Source organism: Streptomyces sp. 8N616, assembly GCF_052246385.1.
GTDB lineage: Bacteria > Actinomycetota > Actinomycetes > Streptomycetales > Streptomycetaceae > Streptomyces.
Genome location: NZ_JBQQBY010000003.1, coordinates 104,170 through 122,788, shown reverse-complemented (window position 1 = coordinate 122,788; position 18,619 = coordinate 104,170). Strand labels below are relative to the sequence as shown.

At 64.5% G+C, this 18,619-nt stretch carries 19 protein-coding genes and 2 pseudogenes; 9 read left to right on the top strand and 12 right to left on the bottom strand.

The window, feature by feature from the left end; genetic code table 11:
• Positions 1-163 precede the first annotated feature (163 nt).
• The gene (locus ACTWQC_RS03700) at positions 164-511 is read right to left on the bottom strand and encodes a chaplin (RefSeq protein ID WP_443314041.1); all 348 of its coding nucleotides are present in this window, start codon (positions 509-511) and stop codon (positions 164-166) included.
• Between the two features lie 231 nt (positions 512-742).
• Here ACTWQC_RS03700 and ACTWQC_RS03695 point away from each other — a divergent pair.
• Positions 743-820 (top strand): annotated as a pseudogene (locus ACTWQC_RS03695) (IS5/IS1182 family transposase); the annotation flags it as partial.
• Here ACTWQC_RS03695 and ACTWQC_RS03690 read toward each other — a convergent pair.
• Positions 820-1,020, bottom strand: coding sequence for a hypothetical protein (locus ACTWQC_RS03690; RefSeq protein WP_443314040.1), 201 nt, complete (start codon positions 1,018-1,020; stop codon positions 820-822). The pseudogene ACTWQC_RS03695 and the gene ACTWQC_RS03690 overlap by 1 nt on opposite strands.
• A gap of 427 nt (positions 1,021-1,447) precedes the next feature.
• On the opposite strand from ACTWQC_RS03690, the pseudogene ACTWQC_RS03685 reads away from it, so the two are divergent.
• Positions 1,448-1,678 (top strand): annotated as a pseudogene (locus ACTWQC_RS03685) (cytochrome P450); the annotation flags it as partial.
• A 16-nt stretch (positions 1,679-1,694) separates the two neighbouring features.
• Complete coding sequence (locus ACTWQC_RS03680; RefSeq protein WP_443314039.1) at positions 1,695-3,323, top strand: recombinase family protein; 1,629 nt, start codon at positions 1,695-1,697, stop codon at positions 3,321-3,323.
• A gap of 20 nt (positions 3,324-3,343) precedes the next feature.
• Here ACTWQC_RS03680 and ACTWQC_RS03675 read toward each other — a convergent pair whose 3' ends face one another.
• The 5 genes from ACTWQC_RS03675 to ACTWQC_RS03655 form a co-directional block, all read right to left on the bottom strand.
• Positions 3,344-3,775, bottom strand: a complete 432-nt coding sequence (locus ACTWQC_RS03675) for a hypothetical protein (RefSeq protein WP_443314038.1) — start codon at positions 3,773-3,775, stop codon at positions 3,344-3,346.
• Between the two features lie 98 nt (positions 3,776-3,873).
• On the bottom strand, positions 3,874-5,283 hold the full coding sequence (locus ACTWQC_RS03670; RefSeq protein ID WP_443314037.1) for a replication initiator: 1,410 nt from the start codon (positions 5,281-5,283) through the stop codon (positions 3,874-3,876).
• 281 nt (positions 5,284-5,564) lie between these two features.
• Positions 5,565-5,759, bottom strand: a complete 195-nt coding sequence (locus ACTWQC_RS03665) for a hypothetical protein (protein ID WP_443314036.1) — start codon at positions 5,757-5,759, stop codon at positions 5,565-5,567.
• Positions 5,756-7,060 (bottom strand): FtsK/SpoIIIE domain-containing protein, encoded by a 1,305-nt coding sequence (locus ACTWQC_RS03660; RefSeq protein ID WP_443314035.1) that lies wholly within the window; start codon positions 7,058-7,060, stop codon positions 5,756-5,758. The genes ACTWQC_RS03665 and ACTWQC_RS03660 overlap by 4 nt, the downstream gene beginning before the upstream one ends.
• Complete coding sequence (locus ACTWQC_RS03655; protein ID WP_443314034.1) at positions 7,060-7,413, bottom strand: SCO3933 family regulatory protein; 354 nt, start codon at positions 7,411-7,413, stop codon at positions 7,060-7,062. Before ACTWQC_RS03655 ends, ACTWQC_RS03660 begins: the two co-directional genes overlap by 1 nt.
• A gap of 159 nt (positions 7,414-7,572) precedes the next feature.
• Here ACTWQC_RS03655 and ACTWQC_RS03650 point away from each other — a divergent pair, with 159 nt between their 5' ends.
• The 5 genes from ACTWQC_RS03650 to ACTWQC_RS03630 all read left to right on the top strand — a co-directional run bounded on the left by ACTWQC_RS03650 (position 7,573) and on the right by ACTWQC_RS03630 (position 13,325).
• Positions 7,573-8,346, top strand: a complete 774-nt coding sequence (locus ACTWQC_RS03650; protein WP_443314033.1) for a GntR family transcriptional regulator — start codon at positions 7,573-7,575, stop codon at positions 8,344-8,346.
• 164 nt (positions 8,347-8,510) lie between these two features.
• Entirely contained in the window at positions 8,511-8,942 is a 432-nt protein-coding gene (locus tag ACTWQC_RS03645) for a hypothetical protein (protein ID WP_443314032.1), read from the top strand.
• A 108-nt stretch (positions 8,943-9,050) separates the two neighbouring features.
• Positions 9,051-11,357 carry a tetratricopeptide repeat protein gene (locus tag ACTWQC_RS03640; protein ID WP_443314031.1) on the top strand — a complete coding sequence of 769 codons (2,307 nt, stop codon included), beginning with the start codon at positions 9,051-9,053 and terminating at the stop codon, positions 11,355-11,357.
• A gap of 551 nt (positions 11,358-11,908) precedes the next feature.
• On the top strand, positions 11,909-12,550 hold the full coding sequence (locus ACTWQC_RS03635; RefSeq protein ID WP_443314029.1) for a hypothetical protein: 642 nt from the start codon (positions 11,909-11,911) through the stop codon (positions 12,548-12,550).
• Positions 12,551-12,566: 16 nt separating this feature from the next.
• The gene (locus tag ACTWQC_RS03630; RefSeq protein ID WP_443314028.1) at positions 12,567-13,325 is read left to right on the top strand and encodes a hypothetical protein; all 759 of its coding nucleotides are present in this window, start codon (positions 12,567-12,569) and stop codon (positions 13,323-13,325) included.
• A 218-nt stretch (positions 13,326-13,543) separates the two neighbouring features.
• Here the strand turns inward: ACTWQC_RS03630 and ACTWQC_RS03625 are convergent, their stop codons facing one another.
• A complete protein-coding gene (locus ACTWQC_RS03625) occupies positions 13,544-14,020 on the bottom strand; it encodes a hypothetical protein (protein WP_443314027.1) in 477 nt (158 codons plus the stop codon).
• A 716-nt stretch (positions 14,021-14,736) separates the two neighbouring features.
• A complete protein-coding gene (locus ACTWQC_RS03620) occupies positions 14,737-15,246 on the bottom strand; it encodes a DUF4062 domain-containing protein (RefSeq protein WP_443314026.1) in 510 nt (169 codons plus the stop codon).
• Between the two features lie 195 nt (positions 15,247-15,441).
• On the opposite strand from ACTWQC_RS03620, the gene ACTWQC_RS03615 reads away from it, so the two are divergent.
• Positions 15,442-15,678 (top strand): GIY-YIG nuclease family protein, encoded by a 237-nt coding sequence (locus ACTWQC_RS03615; protein ID WP_443314025.1) that lies wholly within the window; start codon positions 15,442-15,444, stop codon positions 15,676-15,678.
• Positions 15,679-15,949: 271 nt separating this feature from the next.
• On the opposite strand, the gene ACTWQC_RS03610 is transcribed toward ACTWQC_RS03615, so the two are convergent.
• From ACTWQC_RS03610 to ACTWQC_RS03600, 3 genes are all read right to left on the bottom strand, one after another.
• Entirely contained in the window at positions 15,950-16,942 is a 993-nt protein-coding gene (locus ACTWQC_RS03610) for a pentapeptide repeat-containing protein (protein ID WP_443314024.1), read from the bottom strand.
• Between the two features lie 87 nt (positions 16,943-17,029).
• Positions 17,030-17,629: a hypothetical protein gene (locus tag ACTWQC_RS03605; protein WP_443314023.1), complete on the bottom strand. Its 600-nt coding sequence runs from the start codon at positions 17,627-17,629 to the stop codon at positions 17,030-17,032.
• 645 nt (positions 17,630-18,274) lie between these two features.
• A complete protein-coding gene (locus ACTWQC_RS03600; protein WP_443314022.1) occupies positions 18,275-18,562 on the bottom strand; it encodes a hypothetical protein in 288 nt (95 codons plus the stop codon).
• Positions 18,563-18,619 lie beyond the last annotated feature (57 nt).

The following is an 18,619-nucleotide window of genomic DNA, read 5'->3' as shown; positions in this document are numbered from 1 at the left end:
GTTCGCCGAGGCGCGGGGAAGCCGGAACCCGCTCCGTGAAACGCGACGGTGGCCTCCCGCTGGTGCGGGAGGCCACCGTCGCGTTCCGGCATTCCGAGTGCGTTCCGGTGCAGGGTGGGCTGAGGCCGGCCGGGCCGCGGCGCACCGCCGGCGCGCGGAATCGCTACCAGCTGTGCTTCTTCTTGCCGTGGTCCTTCTTGCCGTGGTCCTTCTTGTAGCTCTTCTTGTCGTGCTTCTTCTCGTACTTCTTGTCGTGGTGGTCGCTCTCAGCGTTGATGCAGACATTGCCGATCGTCGCATTGCCGATACTGAGCGGACCCTCATTGAAGTTATTGCCGCAGATGTTGATCGGGATGTGGAGCGGAATCTGGATCACATTGCCAGAGATGACGCCCCCGGAGTTAACGGCCGCGCCCTTCGAATCCGAGCTGGCTACCGCGGTGCCGGCGACACCGGCGACCACGGCACCCGCCGCGGCCGTGACGGCAATGGCCTTGGCCATGCGTGACATGTCTGTCTCCTCTGCAGAAAGGAACCTTTCGCGCAAATGGCGCGATGGCATACGCCACAACGCCGCGGGCCACGACAGGTCACGCACTCTTACGCCGATCGGATCAGCACGGCGCCGCGTACCGCCCTGGCTGCGCGAGCAGGCATGCCGGCGCTCGACTTGACGCCGATCATGAGTGAATTGGCGCCGCCGCCCGAGCAGCAGCACGGAAAGGCGTTCGTCATCCTGGAGGACGCCCCGGCCGAGGCTGGTCTGCGCTGCTGGGCCGACAAGGGGTACCAGGGTGCCGACGGCACGGTGCGGGTGCCTTAGGCGCCAGAGCCGGAAGTCGAGCCGATGTTGAATTCGAGATTGGTCACGTACCAGGAGTCGTCGATCTCGGTGGCGTCGATCTTGACGTCCAGCTCCCCCGGCTCCACTCCGGTGGAGTGGGACAGGATGATCTTGTCAAGGGTCTGTCCGTCGACGGTGACCTTGCCGGCGGGAACGACCGCCTTGTCGCCCGTCACAGGGACTTGGGCGACTTCCACCGCCGGGTGACTCTTGGGCTGCTTGGGCGTGACGACGTGCGGAGCCTCTCGACCATGTCTTGCATCTGCCGCACCTCGGGTGCGTTGCTCTCACATATCGACGCCGTGTCGGGTTTCGCGGGCGAAGAACCGGTGGCTGGGCTCCCCATCACCAAGCACGCCTGCTTCTTGTCGCCTTCGATAATCGCGGTGATCCACTCGGCGACCGCCCCCTCGGCCGTGGACTGGCTGGTGGCCGATGGCTGCGAGGCCGCCGCACCATCCCTCTTCCCATAGGCCTGCCACTTGTCATGGCCGTGCCGAGCGCTTTCAACGGCAACCCCGGCCCCGGCTGTGGTTCCCATGGGAGAACAGGAAAGATGAAGCACGGTCCCTTGCCCTGGAGCAGGCCGGTTACGGTCGAGGGGTGCACGACGACTCCACTGCCCCCGCCCCGCCCACGCTCTTCACGTGGGAGTTCGCTGCCGACCCGTACCCCGCGTACGCCTGGCTGCGCGAGCACTCCCCGGTGCACAGGACCACGCTGCCCAGCGGGGTCGAGGCGTGGCTGGTCACGCGGTACGCCGACGCGCGGCAGGCGCTCGCGGAACAGCGGCTCAGCAAGAACCCCGTGCACCACAGCGAAAGGGCGCACGCCAATTCCGCCAACTAGCATGGCATGCATGCTTGTTCAACAGGGGGGACAGCCCCGCGCTGTAGGCGCAGTTCGTCTGAGCCGGTACACAGACGCCAGCACCTCACCGGAAGTCCAGACAGACACAGTCACCCAAGCTGGTCAATCCATCGGCGCGCGCTTCGTCGGATGGGCGCGAGACACAGACGTGTCGGCCATCAAGACCACCCCGTGGGAACGGGAGGAGCTGAGCTACTGGCTGGACCGCCCCGACGAGTGGGACGTGATGATCTGGCAGCGCATGGACCGCGCTGTCCGCAGCATGGCCGACATGGCCGACCTCGGCCGGTATGCCAAGAAGCATCGGAAGCGGCTGATCTTCGCCAGCGGCCCAGGCGGAGACGTGCTGGAACTCGACTTCACGTCGATCATGAGCGAATTCATGATGATGTTCCTTGCCTTCGCTGCTCAGCTCGAAGGCCAGACCATCATGGAGCGCAATCAAGGCGCTGCGGCTTATCTCCAGCAGATCGGACGATGGGGAGGAGGCTCCGTGCCGTATGGCTTCCGCCCCGTTCGAAAGATGTTCCCCGATGGAAATGAGGGATGGTGGCTCGCAACTGACGAGGGGAAACCTGGGGAATCTGGGACTGCGCAGATCCGACGGGAAATGGTCACCATGGCCATCAAGGGAGCAACGTACAGCAAGATCCGGGACCACTTGAACAACACGAATGCGATCACTCCGAAGAACTATCGAGCAGCGCTCGCCAGTCCTGCGCGTGAGTTCGATCCGGACGACCGGTGGCATGTTGAGACCGTCCGAAAAATGCTGCGCTCCCCGATGATGCGCGGACACCTCGTCAAAGCCGATGGAACACCGGTACTTACTGCCACGGGTGAGCCTGTACGGCAGGGGGAATCGCTGATCAGCGATCAGCAGTGGTACGACCTGCAAGAGGAGATGAAGAAGCGCGGGAACGGCGCGTCGGGCGTCAGTAAACGAAAGGACGCACACCCCCTGCTGGGTGTACTGGTGTGCGACCTTTGTGGCAACAACATGGCTCGGCACTTCTACAAGGAACGCCGCAACATCAAGAGGAAAGGCGAGCGCATCGAGCAGTTCCGCTGCACCGGCGAAGGCCACGCGTTGGACGAGGCGACCGGCAAGCGCGTTCCGGGTATCTCCCTGCTAGCCGAGCCGGTCATGAAGTACGTAGAGGCTGAGTTTCTGAAGCGGTTCGGAAACTTGCGCAGGACGATGACGGTGACAGTCGGCGGAGTCGACAACCGAGCTGCCATCGCTGAACTGAGGAGCGGCATTGCCAACCTCGGTAGCAGCCTTGCCAATTTGAGGGGTGCAGCCGCAGAGATTGTCACCGGCCAGCTGAATGGCATGTCCGAGCGCCTGGCCGCACTTGAGGAAACTCCCTACCAACCACCGCGGCGGGAAGTGATAGAGCTCCCCGACACATGGGGCGAGGATTGGCGCAAGGGGGACGCACAGGCACGACGAGAGATGTTGCTCTCTGCCGGAGTGCGTGTAACCGCATGCAGAGCAACGGCATGGCATCAGCCGGTGAGCGAGCGAGTGGCTTTCGAAGCAGGGCACTTCGGTGACCCTGCGGCTGCCGAGCTCAATGCAATCGCGCAGGATGAACTCGAGTAGCCCTTGGAGCGCGACGTCCATCACTGAGGAATCAAGCGATGGGCGTCGTTCCAGGGTTTCAGAACCTTGATCGTCGGCTTACGATATGACGCCCTAACCTGGTTCCCACCCGTGAACCTGACATGTTCTAGAGATAGTTCACAGAGCGATTCATCGCGGATGTTGGCAAGCTTTTCACCGATGTAATGGGCATCTGCCGCAAACTTCCATGACGCAGACTGAAAGCGAAAGACGCCGAGTCCATACTTATCGGCCAGTCGGAACACGATGCTCGTGTTCGGTTGGGGACCTTGGTCTCGTATCGTCAAGTTAGCGGTAATGGCGTCTGAACCATCAACGACTATCGGAACGGTCGGAGAATCGGTCAGAACCTCATAGCATTCTTCCCCAGAAGCCGACCATTCCTCCGGCTGACCGCCAAGCAGTTGGGCGACGGCTACCGCGATGTCCAAGGAAACTGTGGTTACGCGCCAGCTGGACAGAGCCTCAGGCAGAGATCCCACCGTACGGCCAGAGCGGAAGCGGCCAACTTCAGCGAGGGATCGGTGCCTCACGAGCACGCCCCCTTATCCTCCCCTTCCGCTCGCGCGATCTCGTGGTTCAGCGCCAGGTCTTCGGCGATGCCTGCGGCGATGAGTGCGGCGCCGGGGGTGTGGCCGGAGCCGACGTAGCGCCACTGTGCTTCCGTGACGGTGTCGATGTCATCAGCGGGAACCGCCTCGGGACGTTCGTGGGCCGCGCGTTCGGCTCGCAGCGCGGCATACGTGGTCGAGTAGCGACGTGACTTCGTCAGGATGTGGCCGCGGTATCCGAGGCTGTGGGCCCAGGCGCGCAGGCGGAACGGCTCCAGGTCGGGGAGTGCGCCGAGGCACCAACAGGTGTGCATGAGGGTTCGGACGTGCGGGGATACGAGTGCGTGGTCGATGTCGTCGGCGCCGGTGACGCGGTGGTCGGTGCCGCCGGCGGATCCGGCAGCACCCGCGCCCTTGGTCACGTACTTGGCGACGTACGTGGCTACCGCCTCGTCGGCCATTCCGTCAGGACCTCCGAAGGCCCGCAGCGGTCGGACGTCGAGCTGGGTGCCCCAGGTCAGTTCGTGTTCGCCCAGGGCCGGGCTGTAGGGGGTGCGCAGGCGCACGGCCACCGCAGCAGTCCGCACGGTTTCGGCCAGCAGCTCGGTACCGAGCCAGGCCGGAGGTTCGTCGACTGTGCCGCGCGCACCGTCGAGGCGCACCACGGCATGTACGTGGACGGCTGCGCGGCTCTGGTATTCGGCGACCTTGGCGTAGGAGATGCGCACGGAGCGGCGCAGGCCGGTTCGGGTGCGTCCGGTGCGTGCGGCGAGGTGGTTGTAGAGGTTGTCGGTGAAGGCTTTCCACAGGCGCCCGGCGTGCGCGTGCCAGAGCACGTGTCCGGTGTAGTCGTAGCAGTCGGGGCACAGCGGCTCACCGACGAGCGGATCAGCCTCGGTGTGGACGGCCGGGCAGCCGACGGGACGCCCGTGCTCGCAGACGCCAGCCGCCCGGCGGGGGCGGCAGCGCTCGCCGTCTGCAGCGTGGTGCACGGGCCCGAACGAGGGTGCCGTCAGGGTGACGAACAGCCGGGGTCGGTCCCGGACGTGGTCGGGGACGTTCTTGCCGCCGACGAGTCCGGCTCGCACCAGGTGGTAGGTGTCGCCTGCGTGGAGGCGTGAGCAGGCCGGGCACACGGTGGCGCGGCGGTTGCGGCAGCGGACCAGGAGCCGTTCTCCGGGTTCTGCCGCAGTGTCGTAGTGGTGCAGCACGGCGCCGGTGGCCGCGTCGTAGACGGTCGTGGAGCCGGTGAGGTGGATGGGGTGGGCGCAGCCGCCGGTGGCGGTGATCTGCTCCAGCCAGCGGCCGAATTGCGGATCGTTGGCCCGGCGTATCAGGTCCTGATCGACTTCGGAGAGGTGGCGCAGGCGCGCCGCGCGGTCGAGCACGGCGCGCCTGTCCGCCGATGTTGCGTCGGGGGTGATGGTGGGGACCTCCCAGGGTGGGCCGCCGTAGCGGCACGGGTGGATGGGGTTGGGTGGTGTGCGTCCATGGGGATCACTCCTTGCGGGGTCGGTCGTGCGGTTGGTCAGCGGATGGTTCCCTTGCCGCGGCAGCAGCGGCAGCGTCGCTTGTGTCCGTTGCGGGTGATGCGGTAGCGCTCGCCCTTGCAGATGGGGCAGCGCACACGGCGCATGGGCATGAAGGTGCAGGTCCTCCCTTCGGTGGCTTAGGTGTGGGTGAAGCCGGAGAGGACCCAGTTCACGACGCCGACCACGGCCCAGCCGATCGGCGTGAGCGCGGTGTAGAAGCCGAACAGGCCGATCAGCACGGCTTCCCACGCCTTCACATCGCGGGAGCGGACCAGGAGGACGGTGATGATCCCGAAGACCACGACCAGCGGCATCGCGGCCGATGCACTCACGGCCCCTCACCTCCCGTCGGCGCCTCCAGGGCGCGGGTCACGCCGAGGAGTTCGGGAGTGATCTCCCGGTACTCCTCGGCGACCTGCCGAGCCTCTTCGGTGGTGGTCAGGTGGGAGCGGGCACGGCCCCAGCCGCCGTCAGCAGCCGTGCACACCGCCACGCCCTGCTCCTCCGGGCTGATCGACTGAGCCACTACCACCGCGTCCTTGTACAGGTCTCCGAGGGCCATTTCTGCGGTGCCGGGGTCGTTGACGCGGTGACAGATCCGGCCCGACAGCTGGGCGCGCAGCGCGGTGACCCCGGGTCCCAAGTCGGAGCCGACCCGCTGCCCGGCGACCACCAGATGCACCCCCAGCGCGGCCCCGAGCTGGGCCAGGCGCAGCAGGGAGGTTGAGCACCGCTCCGCCTCCACCCGGCCCTCCCGGGTGCCATCCGAGAGGTACAGCTCGGCCAGCTCGTCGACCAGGACCACGACCGGAACTGGCCGGGCCTTCTCGGGAAGTTCCCAGATCGAGCGGGCCCCGGCGGCGCGGCAGGCGTGCATGCGTTGCTGCACTTCGACCACCAGGGCGCCCAGCACCGCCACCGCCTCACGACGGGAGGTGGTCAGCGCCGACAGGCGTGTCCCGAACAGGCCGAGTTCCATGCCGCCCTTGCAGTCGATCCCCACCAGCGCCACCGGCTGCGGCGCCAACTCGGCCACCAAGCGGGCGAGCAGCGTGGACTTGCCCGACTGGGTCGCGCCGACGATGAGCCAGTGCGGAACCTGACGCAGGTTCATCACCCAAGCCCCGCCGGACTCCTGCACCCCCACCAGCGCGGACAGGAGCGCGGCCGGCGCCGAGGCCAGGCCCGGACGCTGAAGCGGATCACAGGCGGTGGCGACCAGCAGCACCACTCCGCGTTCCGGCGAGGTCACGCGCACCGCGTGCACCCGCCAGGCATGCGCAAGGGCATCAGCCGCCGCGATGAACGGCGCCGGAGTCTGCCCCGGATGCAACCGCACCACCAGCGACAGCCCGTTACGGGTGACTCGAGGGAAGGAGATGCGCGGCGCGTGAAGCCGCAGTGCCTCACCCTTCACTGCCAGGCCGCCGAGCACGGCCCCGGTGGGCTGCGGCGCCACCGACAGATCGTTGAGCCGCGCGACCTTGCGCCAGGTGGCCAGCACCCGCAGGGCGGTGACCGGGTAGCCGGTGAGGATCCAGAACCACGCCGGGTGCTTCTGCCGCAGCGCGGTTCCCGCCACCAGGAGCCAGGCCAGCGCCGCCAGGGCGAAGGCGAGAGCGATGGGCCCCATCAGGCACCACCCGCCTTACCCCCACCGGAAGGCGGGGCGGCCGGGACGGGGGTGATAGCGGCGGCGCGGAAGCTGATTCCGTGCCGGTCACCCATCGACCAGGCGAACGCCTCCAGGCCAGTCACCCGGACGGGCATGCCCTCTTCGACGCCCTTCGGCTCGCCGGTCACCGAGATCTCGATGACGGAGACCCGCCGTCCGTCCTGCCGCACGGTCACGGCCACGGTGTAGATCGTGTTGCCGTCCCGGTCCTTCTTCACCTCCTGCTTCTCAAAGTCCGCGATCTTCGGTTCCGGCTTGACCACGCACATCAGTGCGCCCAGCCGGGATGTGTCCACAGATATGGACTGCATGTGTTGTCGGCCTCCCTGGCCATCCAGGACGACAGTACTCACGCTGTCGTCACTCGTCCTTATGAGTGCGACTATGCGGCTCTGGCGCCGGGAGAGTCAAGCACTTATGCTGACGAGTGACATAAGGGAGACAGACGACACATGACAGGGGACCCACGCATGGGAGAGATCCAGAGGCCCGGAGCGCTGTACCAGCAGGTCGCCGCAGCCATCCGCGACGCCATCACCGCCGGCGAATTCCCGCCCGGCAGCCCGCTCCCCTCCGAGACCCAACTCATCGACCGCTACAAGGTCTCCCGCCCCACCGTCCGCAACGCCATCGCCGCCCTCCGCACAGAAGGACTCATCGAAGTCCGCCACGGCAAAGGCTCGTTCGTCCGCGCAGCCGCCACACCCGCGGTGACCATCGAGCGGAACATCACCCGCAACGGCTCCGGCCGGTACATCGCCCCCACTGGCACCGTCTGGGACCACGAGCAGGAACCGGCCGTCTACCGCACCAAAACCACCGCCGCCACCGGCCTGCTCCTCCAACTCGACGAAGACGAAGCCCTCTTCGGCTGCGACCGACTGCTCATCGACCCCGCCACCGGAACCCGGCTCCTGCACCGCACCCTCATCCCGTTCGCCGTTGCGGAAGGCACGCCGCTCGCCGACGCACCCGACACCGAACCCGCAGCCATCTACGGACTACTCACCCAGGCCGGACACAAGCTCTGGTGGTCCGAAACCGTCCGCGCCCGCATGCCCCTCCCCGACGAACGCACCGTCCTGGAACTCCCCGACGCCACCCCGGTCGTCCACACCCTGCGGATCACCCACGGCACCGACGACGCCCCCCTCATCCTCGAAGAGCTACGTGCCAGCGGCGACCGCGCCCAACTCTCCTACCGCATCACCGCAGACAGGCCCCTCCGGGCAGCACGCACCTAACACCAGACCAGGACCGGGCGCCCTACGCGGCAGTGTCGGGCTCAGGGCACGCGGGGTCGGTGCATTCGCGGGACTGGCCGTCGAGATGGTGGCTACGCTGGGTTGCCCACGTGCCGCTGTGCACCGGGACGCAAAGCGGCTCTCAACACTGGGGGGATGCAGTCGTGTCCATAGACGCCGTCCAACTCGCGCAGGAGCTCACGCCATACGCCACCGCGGCCATTACGGGCTACGGGGCCGCAGTCCTGGCCCGCGTCGAGAGCGACGCTGCCGACGCCACCGTGAATTTTGGGCAGCGCCTCCTGCGACACCTCACCGGCCGAGACGCGTCCTTAGACAATCCGACGGCCGAACAGGAAGCCCTCGCCACCACGGTTTTCGACATGGCCAACGCCCCCGAGGATGCAGATCTGAAGACTGTGCTCCGGGTCCAGATCCGCCGTCTCCTGGCGGCAGATCCGGATCTCGCTGCCGATATTGCCGGATGGCCACGCCCGACAACACCGGCCACCATCACGATCAGTACCTCGGGTGAGAGGTCACCTGCCGTGCAGTACAACTACGCCACCATCCACACCGGCGACAGGACTTTCTGAGCCCGCATCATGGCCGAAGCGCTTCCACCAACCTTCCCGTCACAGACACCCGGACCCGCTACGACAGGAGCTCGGTCACCAGCCGTCGGCGCCAGCTACGCCCCGATCATGACCGGTGATATCACTGTCCACGCGCCTGCAGTCCTGCCGCTACCCAACGAGTTTCCCGCGCCGAAGGGCGTGCACAACCTTCCCCGGCCCGATCCTCACCAGTTCGTCGGCCGGTCGGCGGAAATGGACACCCTGGAGCAGGCTTTAGGACCCAAGAAGGAGCGGGCAGCCACTCAGGTGGTGACCCAGGCTATGTCGGGGCTTGGCGGGGTTGGGAAATCGACCCTGGCCCTGCACTACGCCCATGTCCACCGCGACAGCTACACCCTGGTCTGGTGGATCAACGCCGAGACATCCGAGGCCATCACTGACTCCCTCGCCCAGCTCACCAGGCGGGTCAATAGCGGGATCAACACCAGCACCACGGCGAGTACAGACCTAGCCCAGTGGGCCCTGGCGTGGCTTGAGGCCCACGCCGGGTGGCTCCTGGTGTTCGACAACGCCACCGACCCCAACGACATAGCCCCGTACCTGGCCCGGCTCACCGGCGGCGACCACCTCATCACCAGTCGCCGTACCCACGGCTGGCACGACCTGGCTACCCACCCCCTGCACTTGAACGTACTGACCCCACCGGAAGCCACCCGCCTGCTGTGCCACCTCGCCGGGCGGAACCAGCCCGATGAACACGCCGCGGCCAGAGGACTGGCTGATGAACTCGGACATCTCCCGCTCGCCCTGGAACAAGCAGGTGCCCATATCCGCCGCACTCGCGGCACCTACTCCGGTTACCTCGAGCGCTTCCGCACCCAGACCGCCCGGATGCTGAGCACCCCCGGTGACGGCGATCCTCACGGCGCCACCATCGCTCGGACCTGGCGCATCACGCTCGACACCATCGCCGAACGCGACCGCCTCGCTGTCCACCTTCTGCGCGTTATGGCATGGCTCGCCGCCAACGACATTCCCCGCGACCTACTGAGCGGCTTCGCCGACGAGCCCGGCGCGGAAGATGACGCCCTTGCCCTCCTCAATGACTTCAGCATGATCAACCTCACTGAGGACGCAGCCGCTGCACACCGTTTGGTCCAGGTCGTTGCCCGCACTGCGGATGCCACTGACCCCCACCGGTCAGAACAGGCCATCCACGAAGCTCACTGCGCCGTTGCCACCGCCCTTCGCAACGCACTTCCATCCGCCCCAGAGACCAATTTTGCTGAATGGCCGCGCTGGCGGGCCCTGCTTCCCCACATCGATGTCTACCTCACTCACACGCCGCCCGACAGCGACACCGCCGATACCGAACTGATCTCCTACTATTCCTCCCGTTTCCTGTGCAGTCAGGGAAGGCTTGGCCAAGCCACCAAATACGCCCAGCGCTCCGCCAGTGCGTCAGCACGCCTACATGGGCGCGACCACCCCCACACCCTGGCTTCCCGCAACAACCTCGCAACCACCTTCCAAGCGGCGGGGGATCTGCGCCGAGCTATTCCCCTTTTTGAGCAGACCCTCGCCGAACGGGAACAGGTCCTTGGCCACGATGACCGCAGCACCCTTCAGTCTCGCAACAACCTCGCCCACGCCCTCCAGGAGGCAGGGGATCTGGGCCGCGGCGTCTCTCTTTTTGAGCAGACCCTCGCCGCCTGCGAGCGGGTCCTCGGCCACGACCATCCCGACACCCTGGTTTCCCGCAACAACCTCGCAACCACCTTCCAAGCGGCGGGGGATCTGCGCCGAGCTATTCCCCTTTTTGAGCAGACCCTCGCCGAACGGGAACAGGTCCTTGGCCACGACCATCCCGACACCCTGAACTCGCGCAACAACCTCGCCCACGCCTACCGAACGGTGGGGGATCTGGGCCGGGCTATTCCCCTTTTTGAGCAGACCCTCGCCGAACGGGAACAGGTCCTTGGCCACGACCATCCCAGCACCCTGAACTCGCGCAACAACCTGGCCCACGCCTTCCAAGAGGCGGGGAATCTGGGCCGCGCCATCCCTCTCCATGAGCAAACCCTCGCCGCCTGCGAGCGGGTACTCGGCCACGATCATCCCGACACCCTGGCCTCCCGCAACAACCTCGCAGGCGCCTTCCAGGCGGCGGGTGATCTAGACCGCGCCATCCCCATCCATGAGCAGACCCTCGCCAAACGGGAGCTGGTCCTTGGTTACGAGCATCCCGACACCCTGATCTCCCGCAACAACCTCGCAGGCGCCTTCCAGGTAGCGGGTGATCTAGACCGCGCCATCCCCATCCATGAGGAGAATCTCGCGGACTGCGAGCGGATCCTCGGCCGAGACCATCCCTTCACCCGCATCGTACGAGGCAACTTGGCACAGGCACAGGCACGTTCCAACCAACGCTGACACTGGCTCGTGCCACCACGCACCGTTGAACTGTCGAAACCTGCCTTTACTTACTCAAGGCGGCTCGCTCCGCTCACCGCGCGCGGCCCGGCCCCCGGCCGGGCCTGCGCTCCTGTCTCCGCCCCGCTCCAGCCCGGCCGGCGCCCGTGCCGCGCTCACAGCGATCAGCCGCCGAAGGCCAGAGAAGGGGTATGTCGTGGCTGGGGCGGTCGGCTCCACGGCTTTACGGAGCCACTTTGGCGCGAGCCTCGAAGATCATGGCCCCAACGTCGTGCTTTACCGGGCAGGTCCACAGACTGCCCGACGCGCCGCAAGCTTACGGGGCCATGATCACTCGCGCCAAAGCAGCGCCACCCCAAAGCCGTTCCACCGACCTGGACACGGCCACCCTCGATTCGAACTAACGTTTAATTAAAAACTATGTGGACTCAAACTGATCCGAATGGGTTGCGAACCTTTCCGGTTGGGGCGACCATGGGCCAACCGGACGGCGGGGGCACCGAGACTGCAAATGGCAGATGCCACTTCAACAAGCAAGCCCGGGGGGCGTTATGGGTGAGCAGGAGTTCGACAAGCTGCTGGATTCCATGCCTCGCATTGCCGAAGCCATCAATGCGTTCACTTCCGAAGAGGTTCAACGACAGGCGTTCGAGGCTCTCGTGGGCTCCTTGAACATCCCTTCGGCGAGCATCATAGGATCCAGTCAAGGGAGCGCCACAGCGAATGGAAATGGTTCGGCTGTGGCCGCAATTCCAGGTGAAACACTTGCCGAGAACATCCAGGGCACCGAAGACGATGAGCCCACCGGGGAGCCAAACGTCGCAGAACGAAAGCGAAGGAAGGTAAAGCCTAAGCGGAATTGGACGGCGGTAAAAGACATCGGGTTTCGACCTGAAGGTAAGACGTCATTCAAGGATTTCATCGAAGCGAAGCAGCCCACAACCATCGACCAGAAGGGCTTGCTGGCGGTCTACTACTTCGAACAAATCCTAGAGCTGGAGGAAATCGGCGTCGGACACGTGATGGCCGCATACAAGGAAGCAGTTTGGAGAAACCCGAGCAACCCGGAAAATGCCCTCCAAGCAACCTCCAGCAGGCATCACTGGCTAGACACATCAAACATGAGGGTGATCAAGACCACGCAGCGAGGACGAGACTTCGTGGATCACGACATGCCGGCCAAGAAGAAGTAGAGGCTGAGTCGCTCCCGTGAAGATCGATTCAGCTAGCGCTCTGGGAAACCTCCCTTCCTCTCTTCGGGCCGAGCTAATCGAAGAGTTCGACAAGATCACCAGAAACTACAGAGAAGGGCGATGGGAGGCGTCCGAGCTAAACGGTGGTAGATTCTGCGAGATTGTTTACTCCATCCTTGCTGGCCACCTGGATGGAGATAACTTCCCGGTCAACGCTAAAAAGCCTTCACGTTTCAAGGACTCGTGCGAGAAACTTTCAAACGCACCCACAACGTATTCTGAGTCCGCACGCCTTACCATTCCTCGCGTCCTAGTCCCCCTATACGACGTGCGCAATCGTCGAGGGGTGGGTCACGTTGGCGGCGAGGTGAACGCCAACCACATGGATGCGACTTTTGTTCTCCATACAGCTCAATGGGTGATGGCTGAACTCGTCCGCATCTTCCACAAGACGGACACTGCGACAGCCAGCGAAGTGGTAAAGAATCTAACAGATCGCACCGTTCCGGCCGTCTGGAAAATTGGGGATGTTAGTCGGATTCTTGCTCCGTCGATGACCCTCGCGAACGCGACCCTGCTCCTCCTTTATTCCGAACTCGGTGCGCAATCGGAAGCAGATCTCGCCAAAAATCTGGAGCAGGACAAGCTAGGGAACTATCGACGGGTACTTGATCGCCTTCATCGATCAAGGCTGATCGAATATGACCGCTCAAAAGGAATGGTCCACATCTCTCCTCTGGGAGAGAAAGAAGTCGAAGAGAAACTGATCCATTAGCACCCGAGACGGCTTCACGACTCCTGGAGCAACAACCAACGACGGGCGTACCAGATTCGTGCCAGATCGGACGGGCAACCATGGGGAACACCGGGAGGCCAAGGCAGAAGCCAGCTACAGTCCGAGTCCGCTCCGCCACAGTTCAGGCGAGCAATCGGCCCCTAAGCGCCCAAGCTAGGAGCCAGCGTCGGCGTTCCTACGCGGCACGAAAACTCTCATCACCCGGCAGCATAATCTCGCATACGCCGCGGCAGCGACTGCCAGTCCTCCAACGCGCCATGTATCAATCGCTCTAGCCGATCTTTACCCTCGACTTTAAGGACGTCTCGCAGGCAGGCGCAGTCGGCCAGGTCCCTGCCGCTGACTATGCAGACGTAGATGCCCGCGATCTGCAAACCCCGTGCGGCCGCTGAGAGCTTTGCATCGACAGGCAGCGGGATCCTCCGAGCCAGCTCCTGTGCAAAGATCCGCTCGATCTTGGGGCGTCCCAACAGCCCGAAGAGACCACCGGCCGCGCGGCCAACGGCCTCATGCAGCTGATCTTTGCCCTTGAGGATGTTACGTGCCAGCTGAGCGAGATCGTCACAGCCCCTCTTGCGGTGCCGCCTCACCAGCCTCTTCCACGTCTCATCCGAGACATAGGCGGCCGCGCGCTCAGGAATGACGGCAGTGCCACCGCGTTCTATGACGTCCACGCATAGCTTTGCGGCCCCTTCTGCTCTCCGGCGCTCCCAAGTGGCCTCCGACGGAAGTTGAGGACGTTGTTGAGGCCGTAACGCGGCCCTGGGTGGAGGTGCTGGCCGAGGTGCTCGCAGTGGGACTTGAGCACGCTTCGCAGGTTGCTTACGTGGCGCGGGAACGCGTCCGGCCGGCCTGCCCCTGTGGTGATGACACCGCACGTCGGGGCCGGTCACACGGTTCTTGCATAACGTCCCATCGTCTGTCTGCGCACGGCATCGGTACACCATTCAGGAAGTCTGAGGACGATCCCCGAGATCGGACAAGCGTGCAAATTCGGCCAATCGGTAACCCATGATGTCATTGGGTGTTTCTGGGCAAGATGAGGCTGCAAGCAGGACTGACAGAAGCCTGGCAGAGGGCGCGAAGTCGCGAAGTCTTGAATCGATCTGGGTGTGGCGCGGCTTCTGACCTCGTCGAGCGCCTGGCGGACGCGACCGGCCTTGAGGAGCACTGGCGTGGTCACTCACTCCGCCGAGGGTTCGCCACTGCCATATTCAGGGCCAGGCGCAGCATCATCCGCACCGCGGGCCAGGGTGGATGCACCGACAACTTCACATCGCTCTCGCGGCACTTCGAAGGGGCGACAAGTGGGAGGACAACCCCGTCTCTGGGCTGTGAGGGGCGACGGAGCACCAACCGGCGGGTACCTCTCGGCTATGCGGTGGCGGAGCTAAGGCTGGTGCTCGTCCGCCACTTGATTAAGGAGTAGATCCAAACTCGGCTTAAGTGATCCTGGCGTAGAAAAGGACCCCGTCAGCACCCTGTCCTTGTTCTGCAATTGCGAGCGGAGTTTCGCCACGAGTCGGGCGCTATTTAGTTGCGCTTGCGGAACGTTCTTGCTGCAGAAATAGATCGCTGCCCTCTTTCCGACGCCCCGAAATTTGTCGATCTCGTGAACTGTTCCCGAGATTGTGTCCTTGGTTGGCCTTCCGATCCGCGTGTGGAACAGCCCGACAAGAACGTCACAGTCGTTGAGCAACTGTGTATCGATCACGTCCTGTGTGTCGGCGCGCGTATCGGGACCTGCATCGGTTTCCCACCCCACTGGGAGCATGACGACTCGCCGACGCATGGAGTGAACTGCGTTCCAGTGATGAATGGCCTCCCTAACGGCTTTACGTGCCAGCAGTACATCGCCGGGCGATGCAATGAACACACGGACCGCATTTGCTTGGAACATAAGCCGAGTCTGGCTGCGCCCGCTCAAGGTGGCAATTGTTGGTACTCCATCGGGGGCGATACGCCCTCCTGCGCGCAGTGGAGTCTCATGCCCGGGTACCAAGGGTGACTCGAGCCCTGCGCCGGTCATCGATGCAGCAGGCAGCAGAGCCCCGCCGTCCGAAGCTGTCTGAGTCGCAGCGTCGAGCCAGCCGCGTTGCACATGACCTTCGGCAAAGCTGGGGAAGCCGCCCTCAGTCAGTGGATGGCGGAGAACGCCCGAGTGTGCTGGATCGAGCAAAGCGAACCGTGGATCATGGAGTCCGAGCTCATCTCTCAACTCGACCTACCACTGAATCTCGGCAAGAACCGCCACAAAGCGTTCCACGGCCGTCTCAAAGAGATGCGGGCCCAAGCACGCCAGCACGCACAAGAGTCGCCCATCAGCGCATAGGCCCTCAGACTGACATCACCAGCTGACATCAACGGCCGCGAACAATGGCGGACTGAAACGGCCGCAGCCGGATCGACGGGTGACTGCCGAGCCCCGTTTCAGGAGGCCGCCCCGGAGGGCGATCGAACTCCTAAAGAGGTGGTCACGCACCAAGACGCCGATGGCAATAACGGCAACGAGCCTGCGGCCGGGGCTCATCAGGCAATGCGTGCATCAGGGTACGCCTTGCGGGCAGCCCTCACGCCCCGATTGTGAGGCACCCCCTGCCGCGCTAACGTTGTGCCCCTTCTTCACTGGCCTCACATTCCTCGATGCGCTTCTGTACTTCCTGGATCATTCTTAGATCGGGTGGGAGGACTGTTGAAGAGTAGAGTTTGGCCTGCACGACTTGCCGTGCCGTCAGTCCGCTGGCATTGATTAGAGTGGTATCGCGCAAGTCAGCATCGTGAAGTCTGATGCCTTCGCACGCAGTATTGAGAGTTGCTCCGTGGAGGTTTGCTCTTTCAAGGTTAGCTGCGCTGAGCTTGCCCTCCACTACTAGCGTTCCCCTCATCGACGCGCCAATGAGAACAGTGTCACGAAGGTCTGCAACAAAGGCGATTGCTTCGTCTAGCCAGCATTCAGACAACAGCGCGCCATTCAATCGAGCGTAAGACAGATCAGCCCCCCGCAAATCAGCTCCGCGAAGGTCAATCCGGGGTTCATCTCGGCCGAGGCCAGGACGACGCCCCAATACAGTTAGGGCGGCCTGTATGTCTGCGGGCGGCTCATCACGAGTAGGTTCGCTGGCCTCTGGGCTCGCCATTTGCCTTATAAAAGCGGCCAACACCTCAACGACGGTGGAGTGGTCTTTCTCTGAGTCGCGCATGATGCGCTCCAAAGAATAAATACCACCGATCCGCTGAGTGACATTGTTGGACGATAGGAGCTTGACTGCTTCAACATAGCGCTCATTCACTTGACCTTCACGCGTCAGTTCGGCCTGTTCGCGGTCCCTCTCGCGGGTGTGCTCAAACAGCTTCTCGGTCTGCTTGTGGCTGCGGTGCGTGTAGTGCAGGCCAAGGGCAGCGACGGCTCCGGCGCCAAGAGCGACGAGCATAGTGCGGAAGCCCGTGATAACGACACCGTCGGCTGGCTGAAGGTTCTTCGTGCGGAGGTGGGCGCCGTCAATCCACCAAGGGCCGCGCCATAGGAGCAGGGCGTACCCAACAATTCCGAGGGCGGGGACCGCAGGGAGCGCGATCCGCTTCGTCTTCGCCTTCATGACGACCAGCATGGCCCCTCAGTCGCAGAACAGGGCGACTCAGAGCAGAAGTTGAGGTTTGGCTAACCGGCCTTGTCCAGCAGGCGTCTACCGAGGCCTGCGACGCCACGGCAGCATCGGGCGCCAACTGTCCGAATAGAGAACGGCGCGCACCGCAGTCCCAAAGTCGGCAGTTGTCGCTTCGAGTTGTTCGGCGCTCCTCGTCTCGTGATAGCTGAAGGCAGCCGACATCAAGCGGTCGGTCGCTTCCCTGACTCCGACATCGGAGTGGCGCATGAGAGGCGCGGCAGCGGCGGCGACCGCTGCGAGTTTTGGTGTGAGGCTGGCTGTTGCGGCCTTCGTCTGGTTGCGTTCTTGTGCCAGGAACCAGCCGGCACCGCCGAAGGCCGCGGCGATCTGGCGCCAGTCCGATCCCTTGGCGAACGCGGCCGGGCCGAGTCCGGTCATGGCGGCCAGGGTGCCTGCGCGCACAGTTTCCAGGCGGTTTCTCCACAGGGCGCGGTCGGCTTCGACGGCGGCCCGCAGTCCGGCTACGGCGAGCACCATGGCGTCGAACTGGGCACCAAGGTTGTCGCGTTCAGCCCTAGCCTCGGCGCGGGCGGTGGCGCGGGCGTTCATCCGTGCGCCCAGCTGGACGGCGGCGAGCGTGCCCGCGACGCCGATCAGGGCGTTGGGATCAAAGGTCACCGGCCCAGGGTGCCGTGGCTGACGTTGCGTCTGAACCACTGTTGCGGAGCTGTTAACTACGCGGCCGGACGTGGGCTGCGTTCACTTGGGGAAACAACACACAGAACGCTAGGGGTGCCGACAGCTTCGTTCACTTGCGTGAGAGCCTGGTTGTCCGCGATGCCTGATGCCAGCTTGGCATCCGAGTTAGCGCTCCCCCGTGCCATGACATAGCAGTCAACGACGGGATACGGCCGAGGCTCGTTCGGAAGCCGCGGTGCGTCTCGCATTGGTAGGCCAGTCGCTGCCTCCAGGCCGTCGAGTTCGCCGTTGGAGCGGAGCCAGCGCTCGGCTGTCGATATCAGCGTCACGGCCACCTGCCAGCGACGCTGTATTGCAGGCTCGACCAAGCCCTACGCAGTTCCTCGATGCCGTCAGTGGCCGTGCCCACGACCCCCGGGACGCCGCGCGTGCCCATATTCACCACCCCACGTCACAACGTGACATTAACGTCCTCGGACGGCGACGGATCAGGCCGACCGCGAGAGGACCGGATAGCCCCCGCAGACGGCGGTTCCGGCAGGTTGCGCCGAGCTTGAGACTCCCGCCCAAAGTCTCTCCGGCCGGCGCGTGCCCACAGCGCCCCACACGGCACCGCGCCACACGTCAGCAAGCCTCCCGCCAGGCCGCGAAGTCCCTCACCAGCGCCGCCGCATCGCGCACCGTCGCCGCCGACAGTCGCAGGTGGACCACCCCGTCACCGTCCGCCGAAGCGTCCGCACGTGCCTGCACTCCGGTTGCCTCAATGCCCGCCATGGTCAGGGCGTCAGTCAGCTCCGCCGCTGCGTCCTTCGCCTCCCGCCAGCCCGCGACGTAATCCACCCCGCGCACCCACAGCACTGCATCCGGGTCCAGCTCTTCACTCCCGAAACCCGGGTCCCTTGGGTCATCCACCTCTCAAGTCCCTTTCCCTGTGGGTAGCTGATCTGGGGCATGGCTCTGCCACATCGC